This is a genomic window from Algoriphagus boritolerans DSM 17298 = JCM 18970, from assembly GCF_900108085.1.
GTDB lineage: Bacteria > Bacteroidota > Bacteroidia > Cytophagales > Cyclobacteriaceae > Algoriphagus > Algoriphagus boritolerans.
The window spans coordinates 57,376-78,751 of the sequence record NZ_FNVR01000004.1 but is presented as its reverse complement, the minus strand read 5'-3'; the positions used below and the strand labels follow the sequence as shown (position 1 = coordinate 78,751).

Annotated in this window: 20 protein-coding genes, 1 tRNA gene and 1 pseudogene; 7 read left to right on the top strand and 15 right to left on the bottom strand. The window is 40.0% G+C overall.

Annotated features, from left to right (window positions below; translation table 11 throughout):
- Positions 1-36 precede the first annotated feature (36 nt).
- The 9 genes and pseudogenes from C4S61_RS05525 to C4S61_RS05490 all read right to left on the bottom strand — a co-directional run bounded on the left by C4S61_RS05525 (position 37) and on the right by C4S61_RS05490 (position 8,151).
- On the bottom strand, positions 37-1,947 hold the full coding sequence (locus C4S61_RS05525) for an ATP-binding protein (RefSeq protein WP_103923795.1): 1,911 nt from the start codon (positions 1,945-1,947) through the stop codon (positions 37-39).
- 85 nt (positions 1,948-2,032) lie between these two features.
- Positions 2,033-2,677, bottom strand: coding sequence for a tyrosine-type recombinase/integrase (locus tag C4S61_RS05520; protein WP_255590697.1), 645 nt, complete (start codon positions 2,675-2,677; stop codon positions 2,033-2,035).
- Positions 2,675-2,821: pseudogene (locus C4S61_RS22490) on the bottom strand (phage integrase N-terminal SAM-like domain-containing protein); the annotation flags it as partial. The gene C4S61_RS05520 and the pseudogene C4S61_RS22490, both read right to left, overlap by 3 nt.
- 250 nt (positions 2,822-3,071) lie before the next feature.
- Complete coding sequence (locus tag C4S61_RS05515; protein WP_160111208.1) at positions 3,072-4,088, bottom strand: toprim domain-containing protein; 1,017 nt, start codon at positions 4,086-4,088, stop codon at positions 3,072-3,074.
- A 192-nt stretch (positions 4,089-4,280) separates the two neighbouring features.
- Entirely contained in the window at positions 4,281-5,303 is a 1,023-nt protein-coding gene (locus tag C4S61_RS05510) for an AAA family ATPase (protein WP_103923792.1), read from the bottom strand.
- A 277-nt stretch (positions 5,304-5,580) separates the two neighbouring features.
- Positions 5,581-5,883: a hypothetical protein gene (locus tag C4S61_RS05505; protein WP_103923791.1), complete on the bottom strand. Its 303-nt coding sequence runs from the start codon at positions 5,881-5,883 to the stop codon at positions 5,581-5,583.
- Positions 5,884-5,952: 69 nt separating this feature from the next.
- On the bottom strand, positions 5,953-6,648 hold the full coding sequence (locus C4S61_RS05500) for a hypothetical protein (RefSeq protein ID WP_103923790.1): 696 nt from the start codon (positions 6,646-6,648) through the stop codon (positions 5,953-5,955).
- Positions 6,649-6,650: 2 nt separating this feature from the next.
- The gene (locus C4S61_RS05495) at positions 6,651-7,907 is read right to left on the bottom strand and encodes a tyrosine-type recombinase/integrase (protein ID WP_103923789.1); all 1,257 of its coding nucleotides are present in this window, start codon (positions 7,905-7,907) and stop codon (positions 6,651-6,653) included.
- Between the two features lie 171 nt (positions 7,908-8,078).
- Positions 8,079-8,151 (bottom strand) — tRNA-Met (locus C4S61_RS05490).
- Between C4S61_RS05490 and era the strand changes: the two genes are divergently transcribed.
- From era to C4S61_RS05470, 4 genes are all read left to right on the top strand, one after another.
- Positions 8,144-9,112, top strand: coding sequence for a GTPase Era (era, locus tag C4S61_RS05485; RefSeq protein WP_262495008.1), 969 nt, complete (start codon positions 8,144-8,146; stop codon positions 9,110-9,112). The two genes, C4S61_RS05490 and era, sit on opposite strands and share 8 nt — an antisense overlap.
- A 2-nt stretch (positions 9,113-9,114) precedes the next feature.
- On the top strand, positions 9,115-10,428 hold the full coding sequence (gene der / locus C4S61_RS05480; protein WP_103923787.1) for a ribosome biogenesis GTPase Der: 1,314 nt from the start codon (positions 9,115-9,117) through the stop codon (positions 10,426-10,428).
- Positions 10,429-10,504: 76 nt separating this feature from the next.
- On the top strand, positions 10,505-10,696 hold the full coding sequence (locus C4S61_RS05475; protein WP_103923786.1) for a hypothetical protein: 192 nt from the start codon (positions 10,505-10,507) through the stop codon (positions 10,694-10,696).
- 66 nt (positions 10,697-10,762) lie between these two features.
- Positions 10,763-11,386 (top strand): SprT-like domain-containing protein, encoded by a 624-nt coding sequence (locus C4S61_RS05470; protein WP_103923785.1) that lies wholly within the window; start codon positions 10,763-10,765, stop codon positions 11,384-11,386.
- Between the two features lie 4 nt (positions 11,387-11,390).
- Here the strand turns inward: C4S61_RS05470 and scpB are convergent, their stop codons facing one another.
- The 4 genes from scpB to C4S61_RS05455 form a co-directional block, all read right to left on the bottom strand.
- A complete protein-coding gene (scpB, locus tag C4S61_RS05465) occupies positions 11,391-11,951 on the bottom strand; it encodes an SMC-Scp complex subunit ScpB (RefSeq protein ID WP_103923784.1) in 561 nt (186 codons plus the stop codon).
- 2 nt (positions 11,952-11,953) lie between these two features.
- Positions 11,954-12,337, bottom strand: a complete 384-nt coding sequence (locus C4S61_RS05460) for a TraR/DksA family transcriptional regulator (RefSeq protein ID WP_103923783.1) — start codon at positions 12,335-12,337, stop codon at positions 11,954-11,956.
- 248 nt (positions 12,338-12,585) lie between these two features.
- Positions 12,586-12,756, bottom strand: a complete 171-nt coding sequence (locus C4S61_RS22030; protein WP_200820541.1) for a hypothetical protein — start codon at positions 12,754-12,756, stop codon at positions 12,586-12,588.
- Between the two features lie 64 nt (positions 12,757-12,820).
- The gene (locus C4S61_RS05455; RefSeq protein ID WP_103923782.1) at positions 12,821-15,334 is read right to left on the bottom strand and encodes a lamin tail domain-containing protein; all 2,514 of its coding nucleotides are present in this window, start codon (positions 15,332-15,334) and stop codon (positions 12,821-12,823) included.
- Between the two features lie 250 nt (positions 15,335-15,584).
- Here C4S61_RS05455 and C4S61_RS05450 point away from each other — a divergent pair, with 250 nt between their 5' ends.
- From C4S61_RS05450 to C4S61_RS21795, 3 genes are all read left to right on the top strand, one after another.
- Positions 15,585-16,574 carry an aspartate-semialdehyde dehydrogenase gene (locus C4S61_RS05450; protein WP_103923781.1) on the top strand — a complete coding sequence of 330 codons (990 nt, stop codon included), beginning with the start codon at positions 15,585-15,587 and terminating at the stop codon, positions 16,572-16,574.
- Positions 16,574-17,758 (top strand): class I SAM-dependent methyltransferase, encoded by a 1,185-nt coding sequence (locus tag C4S61_RS05445; protein ID WP_103923780.1) that lies wholly within the window; start codon positions 16,574-16,576, stop codon positions 17,756-17,758. Before C4S61_RS05450 ends, C4S61_RS05445 begins: the two co-directional genes overlap by 1 nt.
- Before the next feature lie 65 nt (positions 17,759-17,823).
- Positions 17,824-17,973 carry a hypothetical protein gene (locus tag C4S61_RS21795; RefSeq protein WP_160111207.1) on the top strand — a complete coding sequence of 50 codons (150 nt, stop codon included), beginning with the start codon at positions 17,824-17,826 and terminating at the stop codon, positions 17,971-17,973.
- Positions 17,974-17,979: 6 nt separating this feature from the next.
- Here C4S61_RS21795 and C4S61_RS05440 read toward each other — a convergent pair whose 3' ends face one another.
- The gene (locus C4S61_RS05440) at positions 17,980-18,894 is read right to left on the bottom strand and encodes a DUF4249 domain-containing protein (RefSeq protein ID WP_103923779.1); all 915 of its coding nucleotides are present in this window, start codon (positions 18,892-18,894) and stop codon (positions 17,980-17,982) included.
- A gap of 5 nt (positions 18,895-18,899) precedes the next feature.
- Positions 18,900-21,266 (bottom strand): TonB-dependent receptor, encoded by a 2,367-nt coding sequence (locus tag C4S61_RS05435; RefSeq protein WP_103923778.1) that lies wholly within the window; start codon positions 21,264-21,266, stop codon positions 18,900-18,902.
- Positions 21,267-21,376: the final 110 nt, after the last annotated feature.

Sequence of the window (21,376 nt, the reverse complement as noted above, 5' to 3'; positions counted from 1 at the left end):
TGAAAGGCTCTAATTTCTACAAATTGTTATGGCCTATTAATTTTCTAATAAGTTCATTTGACCGTTAAGCTCTTCTTCCAGTCTTACATTTTCGAGAAATGGTGAATTTTTTACTTTGTCATAAAGATTTAGTAATCGGCTGTTAGCCCGTTTTACTACAGTATCGTAAAGTAAAGGAATTATTTTAGTTCCCCCTTGATGCGTTTCCTGAGCTTCAAGTGGATCAATTTCCGAACCGAGAACGAAACATGTTATTTTATTTTCAGGAGTGACATATCCTTTTTTTGTTAACTCCTTCACATATCCCCATGCTTGACTTTTTTGCTCTGAACTAAGGGGAACACCTGGCTTTTTTAATTCCACTATCGTAAGTCTATCTACGCCAATTTCACCGCCTTCATCATCATATTTAGGATATGAGTAGAGACCTACTGTACTGTCACTTAAAATTGCGAAATCTGGTCTTTTTCTTGAGCCTTTCTCTATTCCTCCGTATAAATTTTGTATTACTGATGTCATTCCTTGATTTGAGGTGTATTCGATAGTTTCGTATTCGGGTCCAAAAATCCATAGGCCCTTTTTGAATAAAGGTTGCAACTCCTGAACCTCATCAGTATCCTTTGAAAGTACTTTGATTTTTAACTGCTCCAATAATTTTAGCCTAAATTGAAGTTCATCCAAAACTATTTTTGCAAGATCCACATTCCATTCTTCTAGAATCTCATTGAGATTATCCAGTTGATTTGGATCAAGTTCATATAGAGCGTGTATAAGGCTGAATTGAGATTGTGATTCCTCCAAATTGGCTAGGATTGTCCCAAGCTTTGCAAGTTCTGTTTCATTAATTGATGGGCATTCCTCCTGCACTTGAGTTATAAACGAATTCCATTTTGTTTGACCAATTAGCCCAATCCTTTTAAGAGTTTGATTATTTTGTGATTTGATGTCATAAAAAGTTTCTTTACGTTTTTCTTTAGAAATATCCAAAACAAAATCTTTAACCTTGTTGAGTACAACCTCATTTACTGATTGAAATTCGTCACTATTTGATTTAAATCCAGACCAATCCGGATGTATGTTTTTTTCGGAATTTAAAATATCTGCCAAAACGATAAAGATAAATCTTTTGGCTTCTATACGTCTTCCGTCAATAAGATGATCCATACCAGTTCCTTTCCACGAACACTCACCAACTAACCTCCCATTCACATGCCATGCAATGCCATGTTGATGGGTAGTTTTGTCAGTTGATAAAGTATCGATTGCAATTAGTTTAACTTCTCCAAAACCTTCCACGGTTAGAATAAACTCCTTAATATTTTTCTCTGGTATATCTAGAAAGGTTATTTTTTCTCCATCAATTGCAACTTCGAAATTTGGGTCAGTAAGGAATCTCATACCAATCTCTCTTTTGATTAAATTAGCCGAGATTATGGGAATTTTGGCATTATCTGCATAAACCATTGTTCCATGTCCAGTTACTCCTTCTTTACTATCTATTTTCTGGAAGAATATTTCGCCTTCATTCCCTTTAAATACTTTTACAGTAACTTCATTATTCTTTTTCCATGTTTTAACAAAGAAAGACGGACCAAAACAAAACCCTGCAAATCGTCCTTTGCCGTTTTTTCCAAAAGCAAGTCGTTTTGAAATAAATGAGTTTTCTCTAGGTATTTCAGCATAAATACCCTGATCTCTTTGCCTATTATATGCCAATTTTCTAAAACGTTTATCAAATTCGGATTCAGACATCCCATGTCCATTATCTCTGATGAAGAAAGAATTGTCTGATTCGTTAGGCCATTTGATTTCCACTTTAGAGGCACCTGCATCCCAAGAATTTGCAATTAGCTCTATTATAGCAATCTTTGGTTCACTCACTATTCCAGTACCAGTAAATGATTCGAGGAATCTCTCGTCAAATAATGCTGTTTGTTTTCCTTCCATGAGTTTTCATTATTAGCTATAATACTTTTTGGTTACAGCATCACCACTTCCCTATTGCCTATATATCACCATTGTCCACAGGTCTTTAGGGATCTGCTGTGACCAAATTAAGGATTTCGTCGATCCCATCAAGTGGACTTTGAATATTTTTATTTGATATCGATAGCACATGCGTATATATTTCAGTGGTCTTACTACTTTCATGACCAAGGAGAGCTTGCACATAACGCAAATTTGTCCCCTTTTGAAGTAGATGAGTTGCAAAACTGTGACGCAAAGTGTGTACAGTCGCCCAAGGGTTTGAATTGCTATTCTTTATTGCTCTTCGAAAAACGGCTTGAATGCTTGTCGCTGAATACTGACCTCCTTCCTGCCCTTCAAATAGCCAATAACTGGGCTTATAAGCTTTGTAATACTCTCTAAGCATTACTAGCAGAATTGGTGAAAGCACAGTTTTCCTATCTTTTTTTCCTTTTCCTCCCTTGATGAAAATGTAACCATCATCAGAATGAATATCTCGTTTTCTTAGGTTTAGATATTCCGACGAAAGGTTGATAGCTTCACTTATTCTTAATCCAGCACTGTAAATAAGCATCAATACAGCTCGGTGCTTTATATTCTCCACACTGCAAAGGATTGCTTTGATCTCTTCCTGACTGAGTACATTGGGCAGCGTTAGGCTTTTCTTAGGTCGTTGGATATCATAAATAGTCCGTTCTCTACCCAGCACGTGTTCATAATACGCCTTAATCGCGTTTATCAACGTATTTTGCGCACTTTCTGAAATTTTATATTTGGTGATCTGATGATAGACAAAGGCTTCTATTTCTTCCTTTGTCACATCCTTAATATTTCGACTTTCAAAAAAAGATAAAAATTGAGTTAATGATGATCAATAGTTCTTTACTGTAGATGGGCTATAGGCTTTAAGAATTAATTTCTGCTCCAAATCTGCCAGTGCCTGGACGGATTGCGTATTCATGATTCTAACTGGTACTGCAACTTTTCTTTCAGATGGCCTGACTTCAGATTTACCTTTATATAACATTTGAAGTTGATCCCAATTAGCTTTTGTATTGACGAGACTCCAAAGTATTCCACTTTAACCCCCAGACCGAATATTGTCACTTGTGAACCCCACCCACCAAAAATGCATTAACATCCTCAAAACCAGAAAAGTGACATCTTTGATCAGAAACATTCGTTTGGATCTTCCAGATTTCCATCGCTTCTGAAGGAATGATTTTCATATTGGAAAGGAGAATTCCAATTTTGTCCCTACTCCCCCTCAATGCCTCCAAATCCCAATCGGTAGGTGATCCTTTTTGAAGGCAATAACGGAATAGCTGGGCTACTCTAATAAAATTAATTGTACACTTCTCTCCCGTAACATCATTATCCAAATAGAGATCAACTACTTCACACTCTTCCAAAACATCCAGAATTAAGCGAAAACTGAGATTGGCAGTACTATTCAGAATAATGGCTTTGAAATCTGTAGCTCTAGAAAGCTTCAGATAACTCAGAAAGTCAAACCAGCCTTCAAAAACTTTGATGCCTTTAACAGTCCCAAGGATTCGAATTGAAGTACCTCCTCCAAGAATGTTCCCCTTAAAAATAGAGGATCGAAGTACCCATCCACCCGATTCATTTGGAAAACCCACTGCGAAATATCGCTTTCCCTTATTCCGCCAATGCACCTCTTTACCGAAAGGAGCAATATCCTGAAGATCAATACCCCTGCCTCGAATGTATTGGATAAGTGCATCATGGCTGATCTCAGCCACCTTTTCCACCACTATTTTCTGGGCAATCTCAGGTTTTTGTCTAGGAACAAATTTTCTTACCGGAACTGATCCAGAGAGGCTTTCCACTGATTCGAAGAAGGTTTTGTTTTCAAATTCCTGGACTGCTGCGATAACGTCTCCGCCCTTTCCTGCGGCATGATCATACCACACATTCGCTTTGTCATCTACGGCAATCGAGCCAGTCCGCTGTTCCAGGAAACCAAAAAAATATTCTTTCCCGTGGATGCCTTCGAATTTCAGAAATCCTGATCTGACCAGGCTATGGAAATAATCCAGCACAGGGAATTCCTGTTTGATTCTGGCAGCCGCTTGTTTTACTTCAGAGTAGTTCATAATATTTACATTTTTATATAAATACATCTATACATAAATAATACATCTTATTGATTTAAAGGAGTCTTATCTTTCCTTTTGTCGTGAATTGTCGGATTACCTGCAAAAAGAAAAAGAGGGGTAGTGGTAAGTGGAAATCGTACGATTCGCACACCTCGTACCCCTCGTACAGTTCGATTTTTACGATTGAGCTTACTCGTCTAACTCAAGTTGCTTGAGCCATTTCCTCACAGCTCCTTCTGACACTCCGAGTTCCTGAGCTATCTTCACATTGGTATGGCCCTCATTTTTGAGATCCAAGGCCTTGGTCTTCATTTGAGATTTATCGACTGGATTCAACTGCTTTAAATGATCGGACTCTTTTCCAAACTGGATAAACCTAAACGAACTGAAATTTGAGTCTTTGCCGATTTTACAGACTAGGACATTTTCGGAGGGATATTTAAAAGCACCATACCTGACTTTTATTTGTTTCAAGTATTTAATGGAAGGGTCTTTTTGACTTTCTCCTACAGCGAAACAAGAATCAATCAGATTAATAAAGCTCTTGCTGCCTTGGATATCGTTTCTATTGATCGGTGCAAACAGGTTCCTCTTTGGAGTATGGGCAATGAGCAAAATCGACCACCCATGAATCTTTTTCAGATTGTTGAGCCTTATTAAAAATGGAGTGGTATTCCTTGCCTTCTCATTATCTGAAATCACACAAGACAGATTATCTATTACGAGGATTTTAGCGCCGGACTTGGAGGCTTGAACCTCTATCTCTTTAAAAAGAAAGCTTTCATACTCTTCAAAAGCCTCATCAAATCCATATGGATTGATTTCTGCTCTCAGGAAAAGGTCACTGAATTCGAAATGATCAAAAAGGATATCTCTTTCCTTATCGTATTGAGCATATCTCATTTCAAATTGCTTGGCTGTCAATTCCAGGTCAAAGTAGATGACTTTAGATGCTTTCAGTTCCATCTCCAATCCCAGGGTTGGAACTCCTTTGGACACACTGTCGATAATTTGTACGGCAAGCAACGACTTACCTTGATTGGTATCAGCGAAGAGAATGCATAGCTCTTCCTCATACCAAAACGGGCCAAAGATCTTTTTGGGAATAGGCTTGGACTTGGCTTCATCCATCCATTCATTGGCGGATTTGATGATTAGGAATTCACCGGAACGGGAATCGTTCGATTTTGTATAATGATTTATTGAAGTCATATTTTTTAGGCAATAAGGTTTCGATTAGCATTTTGGGGTAAATACTACTTTGAATGATTTGTAAACTTTTGGAAATGATCCGGATGGTTATCAGGATCTAACTGGGAGGAGAGTCAGAGTGGTAAAAGTTCAATAAACCGCCTTACCTAGGTTGATTTTGATCAAAAGAATGTTCAACTTGGAATCATGTTTTTAATTGTGAAGAGGTTAAAAGCAAACCAAGGAACTGCTATTGCGCATTTTCAACAAAAGGAAAGGATGGTCATCCTTTCCTTTTTTAGTTCTCAAACTCCCCCTGAAAAAACCTATCCACCTCTCTCTGGTGAATAAATCGCCTTTTACCTCGGTACATGGAGCGAAACTCCTGCCCTTTGGACTCGGAAACGGATTCCATTTTTGAAATCGAGTAATGAGATTTAACGCCAGTTGCCTCCATGAATTCCTGAAGCGACAACCATTCATCTTTTACGGATTTACTAGCCGGATTAATGCTTGAGATTTTCTCTTCCAGATTCTTGAATTTCTCTTCCAGCCATTTTTGGCTAACAGCCGAAAACGGAATAAAAGTGTCTTGATTCATAATGATTTGAGTTTGATTTACTCAAATATAGAGAAAAATAATAAAATCGGTCACTGGTGTCCTTTTTTTTCAATGATTCAAATCAATTGGATTGAGTCGATAATAATGAAGCATTTCGGAATCAAAGCGATCATCCATCCATTTTTTTAAACCTGCAATATTCTGATTCTCATCAATTACCGCCATCCTAAATTGAAGCCTATTTACCTCCGGCCAATTAAATGATTTATAAATCCTGAAAAAATCGAATACCCGTCTGACTTCTTCAATTTCCATGAATCGCTGAAAAAGTGCTAGATCAAGATGCTTTAAACCTGACAAAAACCGGGTAGGACCGGCAGCATTTAACAAATCAATCAAGTCTTGATCAATTTCTGCAAGAATCTCTATCAATTCCTTTTCCTCAAAAACTTGATCAAAATAATCAATGACTTTCTCTAAGGCAGTATTCTCGAAGACCTCATTTACCACCATAGATGGCGTAAACTCAACCGCCAAGACATCCTCAAAATAGTCTCTAAGCAGTTCAATGTGCTTTACTTCGTCTTCAATTAGACTGATCACATCTCTATTGAATTTGCCAAGGATAGAGGACTCACCACCATTTTCATTCACAAATCGTATTCCCAACCTTGATGCAAATTTGGTTTTCGCATTCTTGTACCTTACCATGACATATAAAGGAAAGCTAGCAGCCGATTTTCCAATCTTCTCTAGTTCCTTCCCGTGGTAATGTTTGATTGCCAGTTTAGTTTTCTTTTGCATATTTATCGCTGAATGAAGGAAAGGATTCTCTTATAGGTTTCCACGGTTCTTCTTTCGGTATAATATTTCTTAAGAACCGAGCCGGGCGAATGCCCAAATATCATTCTAATATCATTATCATCCATCCCTAGTCTGTCAGTCCAGGTTCCGAAGGTCTTTCTTCCTACCTTATTGGACAGCACTTCCGGGAATTTAATTTTCTCTGCAAGGACTTTCAAGTTCTGGTTAAACTTCTGCTCCGAAATAGCAACGCCTGCAGGAAACAGATAATCTCCACCTTCATGAAAGTACTTTTTAACTATCCTTTTTGCCGTACCATTAAGAGGGATCCAAAACTCCTCTCCATTCTTCTTTCTTTCCCCCTGAAGCACCATGTGTTCTGGATTTTCTTTTAACAAGTTCCAATCAAATCCATTTTCTGAACGAATTGCTATCAAATCATTATAATACAGAGCGGTATTGCACAGCAAAAGAAAAAGATCCCTGGTAATTTCAAGTCTTCTCTCTTCAGGAGAAAATTTCATTTCAGACAGCAGTTCATACTGCTTATCATTAACGTATATGATTTTATCAGGCCTTTTGGTTGACTCGACATCCAGTCTTTCAAATATTCGCTTCTTAAAAAGAATCCCATACTGGTCACAATATTCTCGATAGATCACCTTAAGCCGGTCAACATATTTCGCTACTGTGGTGTCGGAATTAATATCAGTTGAATCGCTCCGCAAGAAATCAATAAACCCCAAAACAAAAGCCTCATCCAAATCAGCCATCACAGCCTGGCTTTTGTAGCTATCAACCAAATTCTTTAAGGTCACATATACTTTTCTTGTTCCTTCAGCTTTCTTTTTGGTTGCTCCAAATTTGAGAGAGTAATCGATATAGGATGAAATTTTATCACTAGCCCCAGGAGCAATTGTGCCATTGACACCTTTTATTCTTTTGCCTTGGTGTTTTACCAGATATATGTTCTTCAGTTTATCAGCAGTCAGAACCTCACTCCGCTTATAATAATCCTGGATGATTTCTTTGAGATGATGAATTTCCCTTGCAATTACACGATTATGAAAATCCGCGTACAGATATTGACTATTCACCCATTTGAGTGATTTCCCAGACCATGCATTTTTAGGGATTTTTTCAAGGTTAAGATTGATGTAGTGCCTTCCTTTTCGATTAATGCACAAATAGATCGCTTCACCGTCGGGCGACTTTTTACTTTTCGGATTCAAAACCGCGGAAATTTTGAAATCTATCATGGTTCAAAATACCGAAAAAATTCAAGGCGGACAAGAAGGGGGACAAATTGGGGGACAAAAAGGGGGACAAAATCATTAGAATTTATCAGAATCAAATAGATTCGAAATAGCTATAAATGCCTGAAAAACAAAAAACTCCGAACAATTTTTACATTGTTCGGAGTCTAAAAGTAGCGGGAACAGGACTCGAACCTGTGACCTTCGGGTTATGAGCCCGACGAGCTACCAACTGCTCCATCCCGCAATATTGTGATGCAAAGGTAAGGACAAACTCTCAAAAATCAAGTACCTTTGCAAAAAAATTAATAAAAATGCTTTCCCCAACACACAAAGCCGGATTTGTAAACATTGTTGGTAAACCCAATGTGGGCAAGTCCACGCTCATGAATATCCTTGTGGGTGAACGCCTTTCAATTGTTTCGTCCAAAGCTCAAACGACCCGCCACCGAATCTTGGGCCTAATCAATACCGACGAATATCAAATTGTATTCTCTGATACTCCGGGCATGCTCAAACCAAAGTACGAGCTGCATAAAAACATGATGAGCTTTGTGAACATTTCTTTGGAAGATGCAGACGTCATTGTTTTTGTCACAGACCTGTATGAGACCGAAGAGGAAATCGAAGAGGTCATCACAAAAATCAATGCTTCCGGAGTCCCGGTATTGTTGGTAATCAATAAAATCGACCTTGCCAAAGAAGGCCAACTGGATGAAGTCACTGCTTATTGGACTTCCAGAATCAAATCTGAAACCGTCATCCCTATTTCAGCATTGGAAAAATTCAATACTGAACGAATTCTGCAGGAAATTCTGGATCGATTGCCTATTCACCCACCTTATTATGACAAAGAGGAACTAACGGACCGCCCCGAGAGGTTCTTTGCCTCTGAGATCATTCGGGAAAAGATTTTTACCAATTACAAAAAAGAAATCCCCTACAGCACTGAGGTTGCGATCGAAGATTTTTACGAAGAGGAAGTTATTATCAAAATTCGGGCAACCATCTTTTGTGAGCGAGAAAGCCAAAAAGGCATCCTGATCGGAGATAAAGGCAAAATGTTGAAAAAAGTCGGCATTGAATCCAGACTGGAATTAGAGAAATTTTTCGGTAAAAAAGTCTTCCTTGAAACCTTCGTGAAGGTGGAACAAGACTGGCGAAAAAATAAATTAAAACTTAAAAAATTCGGGTACGACCCAACTTAATCATGGCGAATATTGTAGCAATCGTTGGCAGGCCCAATGTTGGGAAATCCACACTTTTTAACCGTTTGGTAGAAGAGCGAAAGGCCATCGAAGACAACATGAGTGGAGTTACGCGTGACCGTCATTATGGACATGCGCAATGGTCAGGGAAATTCTTTTCGGTAATCGATACCGGTGGATATGTCACAGGATCTGATGATCTATTTGAGTCGGAAATCCGTAAGCAAGTCAAACTGGCAATCGAAGAAGCAGATGTTATTCTCTTTGTGGTAGACTGTATTGATAGGCTAACCGATCTGGACATGGAATTCGCCAATGAGTTGAGAGGGATTAAAAAGCCACTTTTTATTGTCGCCAATAAAGCAGACAACCGGGAGAAAGCTATGATGGCTCATGAGTTTTACTCCTTGGGAATCAGTGATTATGAAATTTTCCCAATCGCAGCTGCCAGTGGAAGTGGCACAGGAGACCTCCTTGATGAAGTAATCAAGCACTTTGAAGAGGAAGGAGTGGAAGATCCAGACGCGGGAATTCCTAAAATCTCAATCCTTGGCCGACCAAACGTAGGAAAATCTTCATTTCTAAATGCTTTGCTTGGTCATGAACGGTCCATCGTTACTGATGAAGCAGGGACGACCCGGGATGCAATTCATACGCGATACAAACTTTTCGGCCAGGACTTTATCATTACGGATACGGCAGGAATCCGAAAAAAATCCAAAGTAAAAGAAGACGTTGAATTCTACTCGGTGATGCGATCGCTGCGAACCTTGGAAGAATCGGACGTGATCATCGTCATGGTGGACGCCACAAGAGGACTTGAGGCTCAGGACATCAATTTGATCAGCCTGGCGATTAAAAACAACAAAGGTGTCATGATCATGGTCAACAAGTGGGATCTCATCGAAAAAGACCACAAAACCATGGGGAAAATTAAAGAGGACATGATCAATCGACTCGGCGAGAATAAATGGATTCCGATAATTTTCACATCAGTGGTGGAAAAACAACGAATTTTCCAAGCAATAGAACTTGCAACCAAGGTGTATGAAAACAAAACCCGTAGAATCACCACATCAAAACTGAATGATATTTTACTCCAGGAAATTGAAAAATATCCACCTCCTGCCTGGAAAGGTAAGTACATCAAAATCAAATACATAACTCAATTACCTACCAAAAATCCAGTTTTTGCTTTCTTCTGTAACCTTCCACAATACATCAAAGAGCCGTATACCCGATACCTGGAAAATCGGCTTCGGGAAAACTTTGATTTTGAAGGAGTTCCTGTAAAAATTGTTTACAAAAACAAATAAAAAATATTTGAGCGGCACTTGTTTATTTGCGATTAATACTAGTACATTTGCATCGTAATTAAGAAAACCACAAAAAATGAAAAAGGTATTTGCAATTTTCGCAATCGCTGGCTTGATTGCTACTGCTTCTTGCGGTAACAAGTCAACAGAAGAAGTTACAGTTGAAGAGACTGTAGTAGTTGAAGAAACTCCAGTTGTTGAAGAAGCTCCTGCTGTAGACACTACTGCTGTTGCTGCTGATTCTACTGCTGCTACTCCAGCTCAGTAATCAATCCCGAAAAGGAAAAAAATTAAGGGTCCCTGTATTGGGACTCTTTTTTTATTTTTAAGGGTAATGAATCCCACAGAGCAGTTAAACAGAATTTTTGAAATCCACCTTCCCGCAACTGCGATTGCCTATTGCCTTGAGCTTTGGCAAAAAACGCCTTTTTCATTTCAAGTTCAGAAACCAAGATCTTCCAAACTGGGTGACTTTCGTTATCGAAAGGATCGAAAAATTCAGACCATCACCATCAATTCAGATTTAAACCCGTTTCAATTCCTCCTGACATTCATTCATGAGGTTGCACATTTGCATACGTTCGAAAAGTTTGGGAATTCGCTCACTCCGCATGGAAATGAATGGAAAAAGGAATTTCAAAGTCTAATGTCTCCCCTTTTGACCAATTCAATTTTTCCAAATGACATCCTAATTCCACTTAGGCATCATATGAAAAATCCTTCAGCGAGTTCATCCCGGGATTTATTTTTGATGAAGGAAATGAGCAAATACGATATTCGAAATGATTCGATAGTAGATCAGGTATTTTTATCCGATCTATTGCCGGGAAAAGAATTTTTACTTTCTGGAAGGAAATTCAAAAAGGGAGAAACCAAACGAACCCGGGTTTTGTGCGAAGATGTCAATTCCGGAAAGAAATACCTTATATCCAGGTTAGCTAAGGTCAAACCCGTTTAAACAGCTATTCTCGCTCTTCTCCAATTTGATTTTCAGGTTGGGAAAAATCCTTGGGTTGAGGCAAGTCCTGTATGGAATTAATCCCAAAGTATTCCATGAATTTTTCTGAAGTTCCATAGATCAGCGGCTTACCCACTCCTTCCGATTTCCCTTTGATCTCCACAAGCTCCTTTTCCAAAAGCTTCTGAACAGAATAATCACTGTTAACCCCACGGATCTGTTCTATCTCACCTTTGGTAATTGGCTGCTTGTATGCAATGATCGAAAGTGTTTCTAGCTGCGCTGTAGACAGCCTTTTCTGCGATTGCTGCCGGAGTAAAATACTGATACTTGATCGGTAAGCAGGCTTGGTTAAAAATTGGTACCCGCCACCTAAATGCTCCAGCGCAAATGAAAATTCGTCCTGATTGTATTTTTCTCCTAACTCGCGAATAGCCAATTCAATATGATCCAATGGAACCTCTGAATCAAACATTTCAGTAAGGCACTTCGAAATCTCAACCACCGAAAGTGGCTCAGGAGCACAGAAAATCAACGCCTCAATATGCCTGGAGAGGAAGTCCACCTTTATTTTTTGGCAAGTTTGGCCTCAATGGAATGCATGGTATGAGGGACTGCCCTCAATCGCTCTTTGGAAATCAACTTACCCGTATCCACACAGATCCCATAAGTCCCGTTTTTGATGCGGATGAGTGCATTTTCAAGATTAATGACAAACTTCTGCTGTCGCGCAGCCAATTGACTTAAACTTTCCCTTTCGAGCGTGTCCGCCCCATCTTCCAAAAGCTTCGATGTCGAAGCAGTATAGTCTGTCCCGGAATCATTCTTTTTACTAATACTTTCTTTCAGTGAAGTAAGCTCTTCTTTTGCACTGGCAAGTTTCTGGAGAATTAGTACTTCAAACTCCTTCAGCTCTTCCTGAGAATATGCGGTTTTTTCTTCTTGACTCATTTTAAAAACGCTTTAGATGATAGTTGTGAGACGGAATTCCATCGAATTGGTTCTCTAAAATACGTTGGTCATCGAGATTTGCAAAAATTAAAAAATATTGGATTTTAAGAAGTCAAGCCGTTTGCAGAACTTGAAAAAATCAAATTTTTATTATCATCTCATTGTCAGTTGCTTGCATACTTAAAAGCGAAAGCAAACAGGAAGCTTTTCAATAACTTAGTTAGTTTTCCGTAGAAAATAAAAAACTGTCATGCGACAGCTTTTTCGGTTTGGAGCAATTTTTCCAATCGTCTTTTTAAAACTAATTGATCCGCTTCAATACGATACTTCATTCTTAAATACTGTTGTACTTCATTGAGCTCTTTTCCATCCCGAAGGACAAACTCTTGTAGGGCTAGTGTAATCAGGTCGCGATTCATAGGTCAGGGGTTAAGCTGCGTTAAAATATTAATAATCTGCATTTTAACCTATCAAAAAGTGAAATTATAGACGAGTGGCTACAACAATTGTCTTTTTGATCACTTTCACATTTCCGTCAGGCTCATACAATTCAGCCACTAGAACATAATAACCGGCTCTGACTAATTTCCCTGTAGAGTCTGTTCCTTGCCAGGTAAACAGTCCCGTTGTTCCCAAAATTTGATTTTGAGCCAAAGTATGGATCAATTGACCCGCAGCAGAATAAATTTTAAATGTCCCCATCCAACCCGGTGAGCTCAATTCATACCTAATACTGGTGAATGCTACCCCGCTGCTTCCCTCAGGATCAAAAATTTCAGGGTCAATCTGGATCAAAGTTGATTCAAACTCGACCTCCAGGCTTTGTGAATTTTTTCTCCCAGGAGTGGCATAATCTTCATTTCCAGAAGCTGACTGCCAATTAGACCTAAGCGTTGCAGGCGAATCATCTGAAATTCGCTCCAAAGAAACCCCTTTTGGATCTCTTAAAAGTGGATGGTGAAGAGCTTCATCGTATTCAAAGGATTCTGCCAATTCACCGGAAGGATTAAGCAATATCACAGTTCCTCCTCCAATCGGATAGCTGGGTAAACTTGAAATTTGAAGCAAATTTCCCTGAGCGGATTTTGGATAGCTTAACTTCAATGCGTTCAAATCTGTCGTAATTGCCAAATAAGATTCAGGAGGCAAAATCAGCCCTTGGCTTCCAAAAAGTCTTTTTTGATCTACTTCTCCGGCAGCATTCCGGTTTGCCAATGCCCAACCCTCCAAATTCAAAAAACGCTGACTTGTATTCTTGATTTCCACAAACTTGGGATCTCCCGTTCTCGGATTAAAGAGTACTTCATTGATAATTAGATCCCCGAGCCTGGGAATATCAGGAAGTACAATGGGAAAAATCTGATTCGGTATTTCGTTTCCCAAACAATCCTGAATTCCTTTAATCTCCAGCTGGTAGGTTTGGTTTGACTTAGCGGGACTCTTAAGAAATAGCGACAATAGATTAGCTGATGGAAAGGTCAAGCTATCCACCTCAAGGGATGGGTCGATTACCACATTCTTGACAGATAGGCTTAACAGAAAAGGGCTTGAAAATTCCACGAAAATAGTCAGTGAATCCTTAAAGAAAACAGCTTTTAGCTCAAGAGGCTCCAAGCTATCCGACGGATCAAAAACAGAATTTTGAACCCCAGGTGTCCCCCTGGCTTCAGCTCTCGACGATAGAAGTTGGGAGGTGTTATCACACAAGATAAAAGGATTGGGGACTTCCAGACTGTAGCCGCCATTTGCAAATTCACTCCCTCCCCAGGAAGAAGTAGAATAAGAAATCTGATCGATTAAGACACCGTCACTTGATTTTAATGAAATCTGATCGCCGGAATTAAGCAAAGTCGGCCAGCTTTTCACAGCCAAAACATTCCCGAACTCGACAAACTGCGTCCCTTCGTTTTCGGGAGTCAGAATCAGGTGTTCTCCCGGACGAAGCCAATACTCACTCAATACAGTAGTTGATCGTGAATTGGAGAACATTAGTCCCTCTAACCGAAATTCCTGATCGCCTGCATGAAACAATTCAATGTATTCGACATTGGGTAAATCCTGATCCGCTCGTGGTGCTGGCATAATCTCATTGATGACCAATGCTTTTTCGGCGATGGCAGTAGGATCAAAAAACATAAAGTTAACCGTAGTATCCTGCAAGAAATTGCCTTCCAAGTCTGGAATTTGACGGATTTTCAAAGTATAAGATTTAGCGATTTCGAGCTTTTGCTCAAAAGTTGCAATCGCCAGGGAATCGTTTTTCAGCAATACTTCCTCCGGATTTTCGCCATCAAGCTCATAAGCCAAATTCAAAATGGAAAATACCGGATCAACTTTCTCGGAAAACTGAACCAAAATAGAATTTGAATCATATCCCTTTACCTCAAGGACACTTGGTGGAGTCTCATCTCTTACCAAATCCCCAAATTCAAAATCATCCATCACCCATCGGGCTGCACTTCCTGTCCCGGAACCATAGCGGATATCAATACTTAAATAAACCTCATGAGACGACTTGAAATCATCGGGCAAGTCAATCGAATACCGCTTGAAGTCCCGGTTTTCATTCAGAAATTCTTCATTTGATCCTATCTGGATTGGTTCTGAGAAATCCCCCTCCAAACTTTCGCCCCATGAGTAGAATACCAAAGCTGGACGAGTACCTGTGCCATTTTGAAGTGTTTTTGCATAGAATACGAGCTCAGGATTCTCAAAGCTTGCTGGTGTAAGTCTGATCCAAAGCTTCCCATCAGAAGAACTAATCGGTTGAACAGCGAGTGCTCGACTGCTGTTTCTACCTTGGCCCGCCATTTGGAAAATACGTGCAGAAGTTGCTCTAACCTCATTTCCAAACCATGCCGGGAGAAACTCCTCCGGAAATGACAGGGGTTGAAAATCAGTCTCAAAATCCTGTCTTTGAGCATATCCATGAAAACTTCCAACCCCGATCCATGAGGCTGAAATGAAAAACAGGATCTTTAAAAAGTGCTTTTTCATAAAAAATATGGTCTAAAAAGCCCTACTTAAATATATAAAATCAACCTAAATCCATCCATAATTTTTCAAGAATTGAAAAGAAAAATATTTAACCACTATCCTGAAAATGAACCTGTAGTCCTTACTTTTGCAGACTAAAACCTATTCAACCTATTAAAACTTGAAATCGAGCATAAAGCATCAACGCGCAACCGGATGATGTTCAAAATGTGAGATTCTATAAGGCCTTTAAAAATCAAATCAAAAACTTATGAAACTGGCTGTAGTAGGTGCAACCGGCCTGGTTGGCACCGAAATCCTCGAAGTGCTCGCGGAGCACAACTTTCCGTATTCCGAATTGTTACTGGTCGCTTCTGAGCGGTCTGTAGGAAAACAGATTGAATATAAGGGCAAAAAATACCCCGTCATCGGTCTTGCCGATGCAGTGGCAGCCAAACCTGAAATCGCCATCTTCTCCGCAGGAGGTGATACCTCGCTGGAATGGGCACCAAAATTTGCAGAAGCTGGTACGTATGTGATTGACAACTCCTCGGCATGGAGAATGGATCCAAACAAAAAGTTGGTAGTACCTGAGATCAACGCCAAAGAGATTTCCAAAAATGATAAAATAATTGCTAATCCAAATTGCTCCACGATCCAAATGGTATTGGCACTGGAGCCTTTGCGTCAGCGTTACGGCATCAAGCGAATCGTTGTGTCCACTTATCAGTCCGTCACAGGTACTGGCAAGGCCGCTGTGGATCAAATGATGGCAGAGCGGGCAGGCGAAACTCCTACTATGGTCTATCCGCACAAGATCGATATGAACGTCCTTCCCCACATTGATGTATTCCAGTCAAATGGCTATACCAAGGAAGAGATGAAAATGATCAACGAAACCAAAAAGATCTTCTCTGACGATACGATAAATGTGACTGCTACGACAGTCAGAATCCCAACTATTGGTGGCCACTCTGAAGCTGTAAATGTGGAATTTAAGGTGGACTTTGACCTCGCAGAGGTAAGAAGTCTATTGGAATCTGCGCCAGGAGTGATCGTGCAGGACGATCCTGCCAATTTCATCTATCCAATGCCAATCACTGCGCATAAGAAAGACGATGTTTTTGTGGGTCGACTGAGAAGAGATGAGTCCCAGCCAAATACCCTTAACATGTGGATCGTCGCAGACAACCTGAGAAAAGGTGCGGCAACCAATGCCGTGCAGATCGCAGAATACTTGCTGGAAAATAAACTGGTCTAATGAACTTCGGCGAAGTAAATAGCGCTGAATTCAGACAATTTGTGCAGGATCATCTCAGCGAAGATCCTGCACTTTTGCTTTTTAGGTATCAGGGAAAGGTCGATTTTGACTTAAAAGAAGCTGTGCAGCAAATTTCAGCAAGGCAGAAGGCTGCAAAAAAACTTCCGGAGTGGGTCGCAGACTCCCGTATTAGTTTTCCGGCTTCCATTTCCTTGGAACAAAGTTCTTCCGAGCTGACAGCCAAACATAAGGCAGAAAATCTTTCAGGATCACTGATGATGGACTTGACCGGTGGCTTTGGTGTGGATAGTCATTATTTAAGTCAAGGTTTTGGTAAGGCTATTTATTGCGAAAGACAACCCGAACTTTTTCAGCTTGCAAAAAATAATCTCGAACTACTAAACCCGGGAAAATTTGAATTTTTTGAAGGAGATGGATTAGAATATCTTGAAAAGACCAACCTTCATTTTGACCTGATCTATGCCGATCCTGCCCGAAGAGGAATTGGGAATCAGAAGCTCTTCAAGCTGCAGGATTGCGAACCGGATGTCGTCAGTGCCTGGCCACTTTTTAAAGAGAAATCCAATCAAGTTTTACTTAAAGTTTCACCCATGCTGGACTTGTCTCAGGCTTGGAACAAATTGCCTGATATCCAAAAAATCACGGTGTTGTCAGTGAAAAATGAGGTGAAAGAGCTGTTGCTTTCTTGGAAAAAAGGAAAAGTAGGAGACACAAAAAGGATTACAGTCGTCGATTTGGAAAGTAGTTTTCCAAACTTTGAATTTGAGCCGAAAGCAGAAGAAAACGCGATATCTCAGTTTGGAGAAGTAGAAAAATACCTGATCGAACCCTTGAGTGGCATCTTAAAAGCGGGGGCCTTCAGTCTTTTCGGAGAGCGGTTTGGACTTCGAAAGTTGGAGAAAAACAGTCATCTCTACACTCGTGATGTGGTTCCTGAAGCAATCCCAGGAAGGGTGTTTGAAATCATCCGAGAAATTTCTCCCAAAAAACAGGAAATCAAAGCGCTTTTCCCCTCAGGCAAGGTTAATGTAATCTGCCGAAATTATGTCACAGGAGCAGAGGAATTGAAGAAGAAACTGGGCTTAAAAGACGGTGGAGAGGACTTTTTAATAGGAACTAAAACCGGAAGTGGATTTAAGGTTTTTTGGTGTCACCGTTATTAGCTAAAAAAAATTGGCCTAAAAATATTAAACCAAGAAAAATTCAGATTGCTTAAATGTCAATGCTTATGAGTGAAGCGGAAATCAATCTTCTTGCAACAAGAATCAAATTGCAAATCTCTATTCTAAGGCCGATTTTTTTTGAAAATAAAGAAAAAGTTGGGCAAAAGATTGGGGCGCGATCCCCTGATTACTTTTTGAAGAAATTAAAAAAGTGAAACTGATCAATCCTCCAAAAGGATTTTCAAGATCTTTGAATGGGTATTGCGTGCTTTCAAAATCCCCATTCCATTTTGAATATTACTGTAAACAAGGACAGGTTGGGAAAGAAAATCTCCCCGATTATATCCCTGAAGTCCAACTGTCTCTTCATACCGGTAATAGGATTCAGTTACATGCGAAAAATTAAACTCTACCTCTAAGTCAAACCCTTTTGGAATAGAAACTCTAAATACTATTTCGGAATCCTTACCATTAAGCAATATATCGTTAAACAAAATTCCATCATAGGTCCAAGAGTCACGCTCGTATGCAGGATTGACAGGTTTTGGGTACAGATCACTGAAATAAAAACTATTTGCTTGAGTAGTACTTCGCCCAACAATTCTTCCGGTCAACTCATAGAAATTCCGCCCCTCAAGGTCATCGAATTTCAAGGTAAACTCCATCAAATCACTATTTTCGGAATTGGCATTGGGTCCCAGATTCTTATAAGAAAGTTCCTTGATTGGGGTCAGCTCCGGAAACTGTACTTGACCACTGATTTCTTTAAATTCAGGGCTTTCGGCCAGAATTTCATATTGTTCGCTCTCCTTTAAGTCATAGCCAGCTAAATAATAATAAGCAAATGATTCGAAGGGGTTGCTATTGTCAATAAAACCAAAGGGGATTTTAGTTCCATCCTCAGTTTTAAGGAATACCTGTCCGTCTTTAACATAATCAAACCCATCATATTCATTTCCTTCCAAAATCCCGCTGCTTTTTGTCAGGTAAACACGAATCGTATCTGAGTTTTCAAGAAGCGAATTAATCACTAAGCGTGGTTCTTGGCCGGGAAGTTCCACCTCTAAAAACTGCTCACAACCCATCGTACCCGTCAAGAAAAAAATAGGTGCTATTATTTTTATAAATTTTTTCATACGCTTCAAAAGGTAAATCGGTAAGAGGCAGAAGGCACTATCGGAAACAGACTGAATTGCCTCAGTTGATTTCTTTGCAACTCATAGTTGTAACTGATGTCCATATAGAACGGATTCAGCCTGCTGTAAACGTTGTAAATGGAAACGTTCCAAGTTCGCTTGCCCCATTTCTTTTCTTTGTGAAAATTGATTCCCAGATCCATTCTGTGGTAGCTTCTCATTTGGAAATTATTCCTTGACTCGAAATAATCTACATACAGGCCTCCAAAGCGATTGAAATTACCAACTATGACACTTGCGGCATGTTGGTAGCGTTGGGTAGGGACAGTTATAAAATTTCCAGTACCAAAAACCCATGTACCTGATAGATCAATCCGATCTGACAACTGATGAACGGCCGTTACACTGATGTCATGTCTTCGGTCGTATCGAAATGGAAACCAATCCCCAAAATTGATGTCATCAAATCTTCGCTCCGTTTTGGACAAAGTATAGCCAATCCAGCCGGTGGTTTTTCCGATTTTCTTTTGCAAAAGCACTTCCATGCCATAGCTTCTACCTTCTCCAGAAGACACTTTGTCTTGCCAATCAGAAGTGGTATTTAAGAACGACGCCCCGTCCTGATATTCAATGACACCTTGCATATCCTTGTAATAGCCCTCCACGCTCAATTCCAGTCCATAGCCCAGCTTCCTAAAATAGCCCGCTGCCACTTGCCAGCTTTCTTGTGGACCAATTCGATCCGTAGACGGCACCCACAGATCAGTTGGCAAGCCGAGTCCGGCATTGGTCAGCAAATGGATGAATTGAGCCATCTGTACATAAGAAACCTTAATCGAGGAATTGGGATTCAATAAATACCTCGCGGTAAATCTTGGCTGGAAGGAGGTGTAAGATTTCTCATTAGCTAAAAAGCCTGAAAAATGAGCCCCAATATTGAATTTGAAGCGATCTCCCAGTGAAAAATCATCTTCGATATAAGCTGAAAATTCTCGGCTGTCTGAGGGAGTTCCACCCTCTTGGACTTCGGGCCGTTGATTTTCCCGGGACACAAAGACACCTGGCGTAAAGCGGTGATTGATCCACATACCTCCCCATCGAATGTAGTGATCCGGATTTGGGATAAAGTCAAAATCAGCCTTGAATGCTACATCACGAATCCCGGAAAAATAATCTGAGGAGTAGGTTTCCCGAAATGCACCATCTCCCTGATTAGGAGTAAAGCGATCGTCATAATCTGAAAAAACCCTGAATTTATATTGAGTAAATGTCCCTGTGAAATTGGCAAATAAGCGTTGATTAAAGATATGATTCCAACGAACTGCGGCAATGTTATTTCCCCAACCCAAACCAGCCTCCTCATTACTTTCATTGATTCCTTCCGGTCTCTCCCAGGTATTTTTGTACTTGGAGTAGGCCACATCCTGTCCCCCATAATAGCTTAGATAAAGTCGGTTTTTCTTGTCAAAAATGTGATTCACTTTGGCGTTGAGGTCATAGAAAAAATACCCGACGTCCTCATTCCCTCCGGTTGATTTTCGGATTATCGGCCTTGCTATCATATCCAGGTAAGTTCTCCTTCCGGAAAACAAGAAAGACGTTTTATCCTTTTTAATCGGGCCTTCAAGCGTGATTTTAGAAGCGATCAACCCAATACTTCCCTCTCCTTTAAATTCCTTCATGTTTCCTTCTTTCATGGTAATATCAATTACCGAAGAAAGTCTCCCACCAAATCTGGCAGGAAAACCACCTTTGATCAACTCCACATTATTGATCGCGCCGTCATTGAAAACTGAGAAAAAGCCGAAAAGATGGGAGGCATTGTATACGGGTACACCATCCAGTAAGATCAAATTTTGATCGGGACTTCCGCCTCTGACATAAAGTCCTGAAGTGCCCTCTGAACCGGATTGCACTCCTGGAAGCAGTTGAATCACTTTAAAAATGTCAACCTCCCCCATCAGTGCAGGTAAGTTCTTGATTTCACGAATTGGCACATTGATCGATCCCATCTGAGTACGCTCCTGAATTGGATCTGACCGCTCTCCTTCTATGACTACCTCCTTAAGTAATCCGGAAGCCCTCAATTCCACCGTCAGAAGCGTATCCGATTTCAAGTCGAGAGCCAGCAATTCAGGCTCATAGCCTACATAGCTAAAAACCAGCTCAACTTTTTCCTCAAAGGCGGAATAACTAAAAAACCCATAATTATTGGTAATTGCACCCTTTTGGTTTTTCTTATCAAAAATATTTACACCAATCAGGGTTTCTCCCGAATTTCCATCTTTAACTGTACCACTGATTGTGATTTTTTGGGCAAAAAGGCAAAGTGAGATAAAAGCGAGGAAAACAGTCAATAAAAAAACTTTCATTCGTCAATAACTTAATTTTTGGTAAAAATACTGAAAAAATTAAATCTCAATTAAGCAAGAGAGAGATTTAATGAATCTTAAGGTAGGACTACTTCGCTAATGGCACTTTT

What these genes read in the sequence shown, in the direction of transcription:
- C4S61_RS05505 (WP_103923791.1), bottom strand. Translation starts at nt 5,883, where the DNA reads ATGAATCAAGACACTTTTATTCCGTTTTCGGCTGTTAGCCAAAAATGG.
- C4S61_RS21795 (WP_160111207.1), top strand. Translation starts at nt 17,824, where the DNA reads ATGAGTGAAGCGGAAATCAATCTTCTTGCAACAAGAATCAAATTGCAA.
- C4S61_RS05475 (WP_103923786.1), top strand. Translation starts at nt 10,505, where the DNA reads ATGAAAAAGGTATTTGCAATTTTCGCAATCGCTGGCTTGATTGCTACT.
- C4S61_RS05445 (WP_103923780.1), top strand. Translation starts at nt 16,574, where the DNA reads ATGAACTTCGGCGAAGTAAATAGCGCTGAATTCAGACAATTTGTGCAG.
- C4S61_RS05455 (WP_103923782.1), bottom strand. Translation starts at nt 15,334, where the DNA reads ATGAAAAAGCACTTTTTAAAGATCCTGTTTTTCATTTCAGCCTCATGG.
- C4S61_RS05495 (WP_103923789.1), bottom strand. Translation starts at nt 7,907, where the DNA reads ATGATAGATTTCAAAATTTCCGCGGTTTTGAATCCGAAAAGTAAAAAG.
- C4S61_RS22030 (WP_200820541.1), bottom strand. Translation starts at nt 12,756, where the DNA reads ATGAATCGCGACCTGATTACACTAGCCCTACAAGAGTTTGTCCTTCGG.
- C4S61_RS05435 (WP_103923778.1), bottom strand. Translation starts at nt 21,266, where the DNA reads ATGAAAGTTTTTTTATTGACTGTTTTCCTCGCTTTTATCTCACTTTGC.
- C4S61_RS05525 (WP_103923795.1), bottom strand. Translation starts at nt 1,947, where the DNA reads ATGGAAGGAAAACAAACAGCATTATTTGACGAGAGATTCCTCGAATCA.
- der (WP_103923787.1), top strand. Translation starts at nt 9,115, where the DNA reads ATGGCGAATATTGTAGCAATCGTTGGCAGGCCCAATGTTGGGAAATCC.
- C4S61_RS05450 (WP_103923781.1), top strand. Translation starts at nt 15,585, where the DNA reads ATGAAACTGGCTGTAGTAGGTGCAACCGGCCTGGTTGGCACCGAAATC.
- C4S61_RS05460 (WP_103923783.1), bottom strand. Translation starts at nt 12,337, where the DNA reads ATGAGTCAAGAAGAAAAAACCGCATATTCTCAGGAAGAGCTGAAGGAG.
- C4S61_RS05470 (WP_103923785.1), top strand. Translation starts at nt 10,763, where the DNA reads ATGAATCCCACAGAGCAGTTAAACAGAATTTTTGAAATCCACCTTCCC.
- C4S61_RS05510 (WP_103923792.1), bottom strand. Translation starts at nt 5,303, where the DNA reads ATGACTTCAATAAATCATTATACAAAATCGAACGATTCCCGTTCCGGT.
- C4S61_RS05440 (WP_103923779.1), bottom strand. Translation starts at nt 18,894, where the DNA reads ATGAAAAAATTTATAAAAATAATAGCACCTATTTTTTTCTTGACGGGT.
- C4S61_RS05500 (WP_103923790.1), bottom strand. Translation starts at nt 6,648, where the DNA reads ATGCAAAAGAAAACTAAACTGGCAATCAAACATTACCACGGGAAGGAA.
- C4S61_RS05515 (WP_160111208.1), bottom strand. Translation starts at nt 4,088, where the DNA reads ATGAACTACTCTGAAGTAAAACAAGCGGCTGCCAGAATCAAACAGGAA.